The following is an 11,737-nucleotide window of genomic DNA, read 5'->3' as shown; positions in this document are numbered from 1 at the left end:
TCGTCTCATTGATTTCACTTGGCGATACATACGTCATCAGGTCGGCGTCGCCGACTGTGTTTTGAACATCTTCCTTAGACCGTGTGGGTGCGCCGCTTCAAAGCAGCGATTGTCGAGGACGTCTGTGAAACAAGAGCTTTTTGGGGCATTGCCATTGAAAGTGGGTGAATAATTAATATGGTGGCTGTACTCGAATACCATCCGTTTCTCGCGCTGGCGACGCCTGAGGCGGAGTGCTATGATTCGCCGCTGCCGCAAAGCGCGACGCTTTTGGTCGTGGGCAAATCTGGCGCCTTTTTTATCAGAATGACATTCGATTAATCAGGATCCGGGCACGCGCCCGAAGAGAATATTGAATAACCTGACTATCGATTGATTTAAAGAATTGAAATTTAGATCCATCAAAATAAAAATTTTGATGCGATTGGGGGCGTTCGATTGCTGAATATCTATTTCAAATTTTTAAACCTGACGCGTGCACTGGAAGATCTGCCGGGGCATCCGCGCCTTGAGGCCGGCGAGGCCAGGTTGCTAATATGGTTTAGTTGAGCACAGAGCAGATGCTGTCTTGTCGTCGAGCGGTTATTTGTACAATGATCAGAATTCATGGCCTGGCTGCGATTGGTCAAAGAAATCACCGCTGACGTCTTTGCTTGATACGGCCGCTTGCTGGGAGCTTGACTGTGCGGTCGACTCTCTGAAAAGGTGGCTGAACGATGTCAGACTTGGGCTCAGGCCACACTCTCACACCCCAAAATATTGCGTTCATTTATTCAAGGCACAAGGGAAGCTGTTTCTAGTCAAATGGTCTCCAAAAGAAACCGAGACGGAGCAGAAGTAGAGTGTCCCCATCATGGGGAAAGAGCTTTTTGCCGAAATGGCTCCCAAGCCGGACGTAGATGGCATGCGGGTCGGGTGCTACCTCACCGTGGCCTCGCGAGATTCGGATGCATATGCTCGCTGAACCGACAAAGCGGTCACTTAAACGACCGATCCGCATCCGGAACCTGCCGCATGCGTCATGAACGCATTTCGGCCTCCGCCTGACACAGGGTCGGCAGGATTTCTACGTTCTCTGTGAATGCCAGAATGTTCGCCACATGTCCGACGCCCAAGGTGCTTGGCATCAGCGCGAGTGGCCGAGCGCGCACAACTGAATTTCAGTTAAAGACCATTTGGTCACGCCCAGCCCGCATCCTGACACGCTTCAAGTCCACAGATGATGAACTAGCCGCACTTGTTCCTGGCGATCACAACTGTGTGTCCATTGCGGGTGTACGCAAGTCGCTCGCGGCACCCTAGATTTGCGACCTAACGGCACTGTCAATTCCGACATGAGCCGAACAAACGTTCAGAGGTCAATCATGAGCAATTCGCAAAAGGTCGTTATCGTCACGGGTGCATCGCAAGGCATTGGCGCCGAGATCGCCAAGGGTTTCCGTGAGCAAGGCTATCGCGTCGTCGCGGTGGCACGCTCGATCAAGCCATCGGAAGATCCGAACGTCGTGACGATCGCCGGCGACATCGGCGAGCGCGAAGTGGCACAGCGCGCCGTATCGGAAGCCGTCAAGCGCTTCGGCCGCGTCGACACGCTGATCAACAACGCGGGCATCTTCATCGCCAAGCCCTTCACGCAATACACGGCGGAAGACTATGTCGCGGTGATGAACGTAAATGTGAACGGCTTCTTCCACATCACGCAGCTCGCGATCGCGGAAATGGAAAAGAACAAGAGCGGTCACGTGCTGCAGATCACGACGAGCCTCGTCGATCACGCGATCGCGGGCGTGCCATCGGTTCTCGCATCGCTGACCAAGGGCGGCCTGAACGCGGCCACGAAGTCGCTCGCCATCGAATACGCGAAGACGGGCATCCGCGCGAACGCCGTCTCGCCGGGCGCCATCAAGTCGCCGATGCACGCGCCAGAAACGCATGAGGCGCTGGGCGCGCTGCATCCTGTCGGCCATATGGGCGAAATGAGCGACATCGTCAACGCCGTGCTGTATCTCGACTCCGCACCGTTCGTCACGGGCGAGATCCTGCACGTGGACGGCGGCCAGAGCGCTGGGCACTGAGCATGTCGAGGCGCCGCCTTATAAGGGCACCCCTCGCGCATTCCCGCGCGGTGATCCGTTCGGTGTCGGGAGAGGCGTGCGACGTCTGTTCTGACAATCGATATAACGGCGCGGAACCCGGTGTTGCATTCGCTGGATATGGCACGCGGCAGCCGTGTGCGCGCTGTATCTGCAGGCAGGTTGATACCTGAAATTACAAATTCGCCGCTTTCCGACACACGCGGGATACATCTGCACACTTCAATACTTCCATTGATCAACTGGAGCAAACCATCATGACGCGAATCGAAAACGTGCTGTACACAGGCAAGATCCATACGACGGGCGGCCGCGAAGGGGCCGCGCGCAGTTCCGACGGCCGCCTCGACATCAAACTTTCTCGACCGGGTTCCTCCGCAGGCACTGGGACGAATCCCGAGCAGCTGTTCGGCGCCGCCTGGTCGGCATGCTTTATTGGCGCAATGGGTGGGGCCGCACGCGCCTTGAACGTGACGTTGCCGGCCGATACGAGTGTCGATGCCGAAATTGATTTTGGGACCACTGACGGCGCCTACTTTCTCGGGGCGCGTTTGAACGTGAGCCTTCCCGGCTTGCCGCGTGATGTCGCTCAGGCGCTGGTGGACCGGGCACATGAGACCTGCCCGTATTCCAAGGCTACGCGCGGCAACATCAATGTCGTGCTCGCGCTCATTTAACCGGTCTGCATGCCTGAACGAGTAGAAGAGTTTCGTGCGAACCGCATCGCCAAAACACCTGATGAAGGAGCAGCACCATGCCAATGATCGACGCACTCTGGCCGGAAGATGCCTTGCCACGCGAGGCAGAAGCCCATTTAATCAAAGAATTGACTGACATTCTGATCAAAGCGGAAGGGTACGATCCAGCCAATCCGATTGCACAGAGCGTATCTGTTCTCAATCTCCATCGACCTGCTGCCGTATTCGTCGGTGGTGAACGCTCGAAAGCAGCGCGCTACCGGATCATTCCGTCGGCGCCCGAGGGGCAATACACCGACGAGTCGCGTAGAGCGCTGGTTAAGGCAGTCACGGAAGCGGTGGCCCGCGCCGAGAACCGACCGTTCGAAGAGGTCGCATCGCGCGTCTGGGTCTTCCCGACGGAGATTCCGGAGGGTACCTGGGGCAGTCGTGGCGCCATCTATACGCTCCCCCACATTCACGCTTTGCTTGCCGGTGAGTCCGAACGGAGCGCCGGCGCGGAGCGACTCGCGCGCAGACGCCGCGAAAAGGCTCGTATGATGCTCGATTCCACTGTCGATGTATTCCAACGGGCGAGGGACGACGCTTAGCGCGAGCTTGCAGGTCGACGGGTACGAGCCTAGCCTGATGTTGCCGATATTTGCGCTTCGAAGCGTGTCGTGGCGCTTTCGGCAAAGGTGTAAGGCCATGACGGGATTGCGTCTCTCAGCTAGTCTCGGTTCAGCTTAGGTCTCGAATCCGTTGCGCTGCTCGCCGAGTCGGATAGCACTGATCTAGGCTGGATGGAGGATGACCGCCAGAGGCACGAACCCGGTCACTACCCGTATGACGTGATCGTAAGCAGGTCGATGGCGTTCGAGTGCCGGTTGGGGCCGCCAAAGCGGCCTTTGGGCCGCATCCGTACCAACCGGCCGAATTGGGTCGATGTATGCATCTCGCATGGAGATACGGTCCAAGATGATCGGCGTCCTCGTCGTCGGGCTCTGTGCGGCCAGTATCGGCCGTTCGCACTGAAGGCACCCGGGACCCTCGAACGGCCGCGTTACTCAGAGATGTGCCTTATCCACGGCTGACAGCTCACCATCCAGCGTGGCACGCCTGGACGACGCTGGACGCAACCACCACTGTGCGGGAGTCAGACCTCCCCGAAACCACCACCCCCCGGCGTTTCGACGACGAACACATCTCCCGCCTCCATCTCGACACTCGCGATGTGACCTAGTGCAACGATCTGTCCGTCCGCGCGCTCGACCCGATTGCTGCCGCGTCTTCCCGCCCGTCCGCCACCCGCGCCGAAAGGCGCATGAATGCGGTTATTCGACAGAATCGATGCCGTCATCGGTCTGAGGAAGCGAATGCGCCGGATCGCACCGTTCCCTCCCTGCCAGCGTCCGAGGCCACCCGATTTCGCCCTGATCAGATGCGATTCGAGCCGCACTGGGTAGCGCCATTCGAGTACTTCGGGATCGGTCAGGCGCGAATTGGTCATATGCGTCTGCACGGCATCGACGCCGCTGAAACCGTTGCCCGCGCCGCTGCCGCCTGCAATCGTTTCGTAGTACTGGTAGCGGGCATCGCCGAAGGTGAAGTTGTTCATCGTCCCCTGGCTCGATGCCACGATACCGAGTGCGCCATACAGCGCATTGGTGATTGCCGACGACGTCTCGACATTGCCCGACACCACCGCCGCAGGATATACCGGATTGAGCATCGAACGGTCCGGAACGATCACTGACAACGGCTTGAGGCAACCCGCGTTGAGCGGGATCTCGTCGCCAACGAGCGTGCGAAACACATAGAGCACCGCTGCCATGCAGACCGCCTTCGGCGCATTGAAGTTGTTGGGCAACTGCGTAGACGTGCCGCTGAAATCGACGGTGGCGCTACGTGTCGTGGCATCGACGCGAATCGCGACGTCGATCACCGCGCCGTTGTCGAGTTCGTAGCGGTAGCTGCCATCCTTAAGCGCGCCGATCACGCGGCGCACCGCCTCTTCGGCGTTGTCCTGCACGTGACGCATGAAAGCGAGCACCACGTCGCGGCCGAATTGCGCGACCATGCGGCGCAATTCGTCCACGCCCTTCTGATTCGCGGCGACCTGCGCGCGCAGATCGGCCATATTCTGCGCGATATTGCGTGCGGGATAGCGGCCCGACGCGAGCAGCGCGCGCGTCTCGGCATCGCGCAATACGCCTGCGCGGACGAGCTGCCAGTTGTCGATCAGCACGCCTTCCTCGTCGATATGTGACGAGGACGCCGGCATCGAGCCGGGCGTGATGCCGCCGATATCCGCATGATGGCCGCGCGAGCCGACGTAGAAGAGCGGTTCGGACGAACCGTCCGCGAATACGGGTGTGATGACGGTCACGTCGGGCAAGTGCGTGCCGCCGTGATACGGGTCGTTGAGCATGAACACGTCGCCATCGCGCATGGCGCCGCGATTGCGCTCGATCACGGTCCGGATGCTTTCACCCATCGAGCCCAGATGCACCGGCATGTGCGGCGCATTGGCAATCAGGTTGCCTTCGTCGTCGAAGATCGCACACGAAAAGTCGAGACGTTCCTTGATGTTCACCGAGTACGCCGTATTTTGAAGGCGCAACCCCATCTGCTCGGCAATCGACATGAACAGGTTATTGAAGATCTCGAGGCGAACGGGGTCTGCCTCGGTGCCGATCGAGCGGCGCGTGGGGAGCGGCCGCACGCGCGTCATCACGACGTTACCCTGCGCGGTGAACTCGGCCTGCCATCCCGGTTCGACCACGGTCGTGCCGTTCTTCTCAGCGATGATCGCCGGACCGTCGAGCGTGTCGCCGGTACACAGCGTGTCGCGCTGACAGAGCAATGCGTCGTGCCACTGACCGCCCGAGTACATGCGAACGGTCGTCTGTGCACGAAGCGTGTCGTCTGCCGCGCGCCGCGGCAGGCTGGCCGTATCGACAGGCGCATCGGAATGGCCGATGGCCTCGACGGACGCGAGTTCCGCGATGAGCGGCGTATCCGTCATCAGAAACGCGTAGCGTTGACGATAGGCCGCCTCGAACGCGGCGCGCATGTCATTGACGCTGCCCGCCGGCACCGCAAGCGACGAATCGGTCCCCTGGTAACGCAAGTGCACACGCCGCTCGGTCGAGATACGCGAGGGGTCCACGCCCTGGTCGAGCAGTGCGCGTGTCGCGTCGTTCGCGAGCGCATCGAGTGCGGCTTCCAGTACAGGCAGCGATGCTTCGTCGAGTGTGATTTCCAGTGCTCGCTCGCGCATGGCCGTCTGATCCGCGAGTCCCATGCCGTAAGCGGAGAGCACGCCCGCGAGCGGATGCGCGAACACGCGCGTCATGCCGAGCGCGTCGGCCACACCGCAGGCATGCTGGCCGCCCGCGCCGCCAAACGTGGTCAGCACATACTGCGAGACGTCGTGGCCGCGTTGCACCGAGATCTTCTTGATCGCGTTCGCCATGCTGCCGATAGCGATCTCCAGATAGCCTTCGGCCAGTTCTTCCGGCGTGCGGCGCTGGCCCGTCGCCGCGAAAATCTCATCGGCGAGGGATTGAAAGCGTTGCACGACGACAGCGCGATCGAGCGGCGCGTTTGCGTGCGGACCGAACACACGCGGAAAATAGTCGGGCTGGATCTTGCCGAGCATCACGTTGCAGTCGGTGACCGCGAGCGGGCCGCCGCGCCGGTACGCTGCGGGGCCGGGATTGGCGCCCGCCGATTCAGGGCCGACGCGCAGTCGCGCGCCATCGAAGCCGAGCACCGAGCCTCCGCCTGCGGCCACCGTATGGATGCTCATCATCGGAGCGCGCATGCGCACGCCTGCCACCTGCGTTTCGAACACACGCTCGAACTCGCCGTTGAAGTGCGAGACGTCGGTCGACGTGCCCCCCATGTCGAAGCCGATCACGCGCTCGAAGCCTGCGGCCTGCGCCGCGCGCACCATGCCGACGATACCGCCCGCCGGACCGGAGAGAATCGCATCCTTGCCCTGAAAGACGTCGGCGCGCGTCAGTCCGCCGCTGCTTTGCATGAACTGCAGGTTCACGCCTGGCATTTCGTGGGCGACCTGATCCACGTAACGGCGCAGGATCGGCGACAGATACGCATCGACGACGGTCGTGTCGCCGCGCGAGACCATTTTCATGAGCGGCGAGACTTCGTGGGACACCGAAATCTGCGTGAAACCGATGCGACGCGCGATGTCAGCCAACTCACGTTCATGCGACGTGTGGCGATAGCCGTGAATCAGCACGATCGCGAGCGCGCGGATGCCGCCGTCGTAGACCTCGCGCAGTGCACGCTCCGCCGCGACACGATCGAGCGGCGCGACGACCTCGCCCTGTGCGCTCATGCGTTCGTCGATTTCCACCACGCGCTCATAAAGCGCTTCGGGCAATGCGATGTCGAGGTCGAAGAGCCGCGGGCGGTTCTGGTACGCGATTCGCAAGACATCGCGAAAACCTCGCGTCGTGACGAGCGCGACGGGTTCGCCCTTGCGTTCGAGCAGGGCATTGGTCGCTACAGTGGTGCCCATCTTGACCATCTCAACGTGGCGCGGCGTGATGGCAACGCCCGCCTCCAGACCGAGCAGATGACGAATGCCGGCGACGGCCGCATCGCGATACTGTTCGGGGTTTTCTGAAAGGAGCTTGTGCGTGGTGAGTGTGCCGTCCGGGCGGCGCGCGACGATATCAGTGAACGTGCCGCCGCGGTCGATCCAGAACTGCCAGCGGGACGGCGTGCAAACATCGGAGGCTTGATCGTGCTTCATCATGTCGTGGTCTTGATGCGAAAAATGTAATGAGGTGCAGGCAATGAGGTGAAAAGCGTGCAGTTCAGGCCGATTCCAGTTCACGGCCGCGAGTTTCGGGCAACGTGAGCGCGGCGATGATCAGCACGCCATACGCAGCCACCGCGAACAGGCCGATGCTCGCGCCGAGGCCGAAGCGGCTCGACAGCGTGCCGATCAGCACGGGGAACAGTGCGCCGATCGCGCGGCCGACGTTGTAGCAAAACCCCTGGCCGGAGCCGCGCACGCGGGTCGGAAAGAGTTCGGTGAGAAACGCGCCCATCCCGGAGAAGATGCCCGACGCAAAGAAACCGAGTGGAAATCCGAGCCACAGCATCGACGCATTGGTGAGCGGCAAAGAGGTGTACGCGAAGGCAATCGCCATCGAACCCAGCGCGAACAGAATGAAGTTCGGTTTGCGGCCGATGCGGTCCGTGAGCCACGCGCTGCACAGATAGCCCATATACGAACCCGCGATGATCATCGCGAGATAGCCGCCCGTGCCCATCACGGTCAGATGACGCTCGGTCTTGAGAAACGTCGGCAGCCACGTCGTGATCGCGTAGTAGCCGCCCTGTGCGCCCGTCGTGAGCAGAGCGGCGCGTAAGGTCGTCGAAAGCAGTCTGGGCGAGAAGATTTCGGTGAAACGCGGCGTGTCCTGCGTGTGTTTCTGGTGGACTTTTGCGTGCTCGAATACTTCGGGTTCTTTCACGTAGTGGCGGATGAAAAGCACGAGTAGCGCCGGCACGAGGCCGATCAGGAACAACGCGCGCCACGCAATTTCCGGCGCCATCACGGAAAACAGCACGGCGTAGAGCAGGGCGGCCATGCCCCAGCCGAGCGCCCAGCCCGACTGAACGAGACCGACCGCCTTGCCGCGATCGCGTGCACGGATCACTTCGCCGATCAGCACGGCGCCCGCCGTCCACTCGCCGCCGAAGCCAAAGCCCATCAACGCGCGCGCCGCTAGCAACTGGCCGTAGTTCTGCGCGAGTCCGCACAATGCAGTGAACACGGCGAACCAAAGCACGGTGAGCTGCAGGGTGCGCACGCGGCCAATGCGATCGGACAGAATTCCCGCGATCCAGCCGCCGAGCGCGGAGGACAGCAACGTGATGGTGCCGATGAAGCCGGCGTCGGCGAGCGAGATGCCCCATGTCGCGACGAGTGTCGGAATGACGAACGACAGCATCTGCGTGTCCATGCCGTCGAGCATGTAGCCGACCTTGCAACTCCAGAACGCGCGACGGGCGCGCGGACTGGCTTCGGCGTACCAGGAAAGCGCTTGCGTGTCTGCCGTTGTGTTCATGTCGGCGGCATCGTCGACATTTGCCGTGAGTGTCTTGCTGTCCATCTGTTGCTCCCGTGGATAGACGCATGAGTAACGAGCGAAGCCGCGCACGAGCGTAGGGATGCGTCATTCCCTCCGGGCTGGATGGCCGGATGGCTTCGAGATACTGCGAGTGATGCTTCGAATCGGCTGGCGGCGCGGCGATAGCGCGATGTCGATGTCACGCCATACGCACCGCCGGAGCGATCAGAAGATGGCCAGCGACGCGTTGGTGATATCCGTCATCAGCATGTGCCCCGGCGCGTGCGCGATGGCGAGCGGCAGCTTCGCGGCCATCAGCGCGGTTTGCGGCGTCACGCCGCACGCCCAGTACACCGGCAACTCGCCTGCGCGGATCGTCACTGCATCGCCGAACTCAGGGCGTGCGAGATCGGCGATACCGAGTTCCGCCGGATCGCCGATATGTACGGGCGCGCCATGCACGCCCGGAAAGCGGCTCGTGATCTGCACGGCGCGGATCGCGTCGGCGCCGCGCAACGGGCGCATCGATACGACGAGTTCGCCGCCGAACACGCCCGCGCGCCGGTTCGCGATCGTTGTGCGGTACATCGGCACGTTGCAGCCTTCTTCGACGTGACGCAGCCCGATGCCTTCCTTTGCGAGCATCTGCTCGAACGAGAACGAGCAGCCGATTGCGAACACGACGAAATCGTCCTGCCAGAGCGCCTCGATCGATTCGACACGTTCGCTCAGCTCGCCGTCGCGATAGACGTTGTAGGCGGGCACGTCGGTGCGGATGTCGATATCACGCCCGAGCACCGGCACGCGGAAATCGCCCGGCTCGCCCACGCCGAGCAGCGGACACGGCTTAGGATTCGCGTGGCAAAACCGCAGGAAATCGTGCGCGTGCGCGGCGGGCAGAATCGCGAGATTGGCCTGCGCGTAGTCGCCGCATTGGCCGGCCGTCGGGCCACGGAAGTCGCGATCGCGAACGGCTTGGCGGAATTCGAATGGAGTCATGGTGTCGGCGTACTCGTGCGGATGGCTCTGGGTCGTCTGCGTACAACGTGAAGGGTGCGATGCGTTGGTCTACGCTCAGACAAAGCATAGAAAAGAAGAAAATTTGACGCCAACTAGTTTTACTTGCGTCGAATGAATAGAATTTCTTAACGAGTTCGCGGGTTTTCCCGGATCACGTTGAGATTTTGGAGCGGTCCTTCTTTGCCCTAGCGGCCTTCGGCTTATGAATACGCGCTTTCTCGAGACTTTCGTCACACTGGCGAAGCTGCGCAGCTTCCGCACCACGGCGACCGCGTTGCACGCCACGCCCGCTGCGATCTCGCAACGGCTGAAGGCGCTGGAAGACGAGTTGCATACCACGCTTGTCGATCGCGAGAGCCGCGAATTCCGGCTCACGGCGAACGGCGAATATCTGCTTGGCTATGCGAAGGCCGTGGTGGAGGCGACGCGTCAGTTACAGGCCGCGGCCTCACATGAAGGCGCGATGCGCGGCAAGCTGCGGCTCGGCGTGATCGAGACGGTCGTGCATAGTTGGCTCGCCGATTACATGCGACGCCTCGCGGACGACTTTCCGCAACTCGAGGTCGAGCTGGCGGTGGACGTGAGCGTGGTGTTGCAGCGGCGGCTGATGGCGGGCGAGCTCGATCTGATCATTCGCGTGGAAGGCAGCGACGAGGAATCCGTGGTGTGCGATGCGCTTGCCAACTATCCGGTGCACTGGATAGCGCGCGCGGGTCTGCTGCCGCTTGCGCGCAGCGGGCTCGCCAAACGTGTGCTGCGTCATCCGATCCTGACGTTCGGGCGCGGAACTGCGCCGCATCGAGCGCTGGAGGACATCGTCGGCAAGCTGGCGCTCGCGAATGGCGTACCGCTCGCGGACACGCGCATCACGGGCTCGCCGTCGATTTCGGTAATCGTGCAACTCGTGCGTGATGGTTTCGGCGTGGCGGCGATTCCGCGTCTTTTCGTCGACGATCTGATCGCGCGCGGCGAGGTGGTGGAGTTACCTTTGCAGCCTTCGCCACCTTCCATCGTGGTGTCGATGTCGCGACGCTCGGACGCGCCACTGTTCGTGCACGGCGCAGCGAACGCGGCGCGTACGGCATGTCATGAGTATTGCGCAGCGGGGGATCCGCGCCTGATTGAGCGCCTGTAAAGCGGGGCACGCTGACATCTGTTGAGACAGTGTGACCTTGGGGACCGGTGCGTCAGGTACAGCGCCATGCGCCAACGAGCGCCGCGCGCCATCGCTGGATCCGTGTCATTGATGCGTATCTGCCGCGCGTGGCGTCGACGAGGTTTTCCACTGCTGCCCGGTTGCGAGTAGTCGCCGCTGCTTGACCTGGCAAGTCTCGCTTGCGCATTCTGAATCTTCTCTCGATAGTGCGGATCGAAACTGCCCGGCACATCGTGGGCCGTTTCGAGTTCCAGGATTTGCTGCCGCACCTGCGCGCGTAAGGGGTCCATGGGTCTGCTGCCCGCATTCGCGGCTCTACACGTTCAAAACGAAACGCATCCGATTACGCGGGTTTTCTACATCGATCCCTACTGGCTCAACAACTAAGAATAAGAGCCAAGGTTGCGCGTGCCGTGAGACGGCTTTTGCCGTCAACAAGCCAATATTCCAATTCACGAACGCAAGATGCGTCGAGAGGCCGGAGTACGCTCTCAGCGATCATTCGACCTATGCGAACTCGAGCGACTGCTGAGGGTCCGGGATATGCCTTTTCATGAGAGCCGCGCTCGAGGCGATCGCCGCGCCCGGTCGGGGGCACTGGTCGGCCATGAAGCGACGTTCGCTCGAGCGCTCCCATGGACACTTGAATGACGGGTCCGCATCCGTAAAGCG

Annotated in this window: 7 protein-coding genes; 4 read left to right on the top strand and 3 right to left on the bottom strand. The window is 61.5% G+C overall.

Annotated features, from left to right (window positions below):
* The first annotated feature begins 1,364 nt into the window (after positions 1–1,364).
* The 3 genes from J8I87_RS38290 (at position 1,365) to J8I87_RS38280 (ending at position 3,381) form a co-directional block, all read left to right on the top strand.
* Positions 1,365–2,075 (top strand): SDR family NAD(P)-dependent oxidoreductase, encoded by a 711-nt coding sequence (locus J8I87_RS38290; RefSeq protein WP_209937585.1) that lies wholly within the window; start codon positions 1,365–1,367, stop codon positions 2,073–2,075.
* A gap of 275 nt (positions 2,076–2,350) precedes the next feature.
* Positions 2,351–2,770 carry an organic hydroperoxide resistance protein gene (locus tag J8I87_RS38285; RefSeq protein ID WP_209937584.1) on the top strand — a complete coding sequence of 140 codons (420 nt, stop codon included), beginning with the start codon at positions 2,351–2,353 and terminating at the stop codon, positions 2,768–2,770.
* A 77-nt stretch (positions 2,771–2,847) separates the two neighbouring features.
* On the top strand, positions 2,848–3,381 hold the full coding sequence (locus tag J8I87_RS38280; RefSeq protein ID WP_209937583.1) for a tautomerase family protein: 534 nt from the start codon (positions 2,848–2,850) through the stop codon (positions 3,379–3,381).
* A gap of 545 nt (positions 3,382–3,926) precedes the next feature.
* On the opposite strand, the gene J8I87_RS38275 is transcribed toward J8I87_RS38280, so the two are convergent.
* From J8I87_RS38275 to J8I87_RS38265, 3 genes are all read right to left on the bottom strand, one after another.
* The gene (locus tag J8I87_RS38275) at positions 3,927–7,559 is read right to left on the bottom strand and encodes a hydantoinase B/oxoprolinase family protein (RefSeq protein ID WP_209937590.1); all 3,633 of its coding nucleotides are present in this window, start codon (positions 7,557–7,559) and stop codon (positions 3,927–3,929) included.
* A 64-nt stretch (positions 7,560–7,623) separates the two neighbouring features.
* Positions 7,624–8,931: an MFS transporter gene (locus J8I87_RS38270; protein ID WP_209937582.1), complete on the bottom strand. Its 1,308-nt coding sequence runs from the start codon at positions 8,929–8,931 to the stop codon at positions 7,624–7,626.
* Between the two features lie 183 nt (positions 8,932–9,114).
* Complete coding sequence (locus J8I87_RS38265; RefSeq protein WP_209937580.1) at positions 9,115–9,888, bottom strand: putative hydro-lyase; 774 nt, start codon at positions 9,886–9,888, stop codon at positions 9,115–9,117.
* A 223-nt stretch (positions 9,889–10,111) separates the two neighbouring features.
* Between J8I87_RS38265 and J8I87_RS38260 the strand changes: the two genes are divergently transcribed.
* Positions 10,112–11,044, top strand: coding sequence for a LysR family transcriptional regulator (locus J8I87_RS38260; RefSeq protein WP_209937579.1), 933 nt, complete (start codon positions 10,112–10,114; stop codon positions 11,042–11,044).
* Positions 11,045–11,737 lie beyond the last annotated feature (693 nt).

This window comes from Paraburkholderia sp. LEh10, from assembly GCF_017814945.1.
Taxonomy (GTDB): Bacteria; Pseudomonadota; Gammaproteobacteria; order Burkholderiales; family Burkholderiaceae; genus Paraburkholderia.
Note: the sequence above shows the minus strand (reverse complement) of the source record. Positions and strands in the feature narration are given on the sequence as shown.

Excerpts from the sequence above, each read along its gene's own strand:
- J8I87_RS38290 (WP_209937585.1), top strand. The coding sequence starts at position 1,365 with ATGAGCAATTCGCAAAAGGTCGTTATCGTCACGGGTGCATCGCAAGGC.
- J8I87_RS38285 (WP_209937584.1), top strand. The coding sequence starts at position 2,351 with ATGACGCGAATCGAAAACGTGCTGTACACAGGCAAGATCCATACGACG.
- J8I87_RS38280 (WP_209937583.1), top strand. The coding sequence starts at position 2,848 with ATGCCAATGATCGACGCACTCTGGCCGGAAGATGCCTTGCCACGCGAG.
- J8I87_RS38275 (WP_209937590.1), bottom strand. The coding sequence starts at position 7,559 with ATGAAGCACGATCAAGCCTCCGATGTTTGCACGCCGTCCCGCTGGCAG.
- J8I87_RS38270 (WP_209937582.1), bottom strand. The coding sequence starts at position 8,931 with ATGGACAGCAAGACACTCACGGCAAATGTCGACGATGCCGCCGACATG.
- J8I87_RS38265 (WP_209937580.1), bottom strand. The coding sequence starts at position 9,888 with ATGACTCCATTCGAATTCCGCCAAGCCGTTCGCGATCGCGACTTCCGT.
- J8I87_RS38260 (WP_209937579.1), top strand. The coding sequence starts at position 10,112 with ATGAATACGCGCTTTCTCGAGACTTTCGTCACACTGGCGAAGCTGCGC.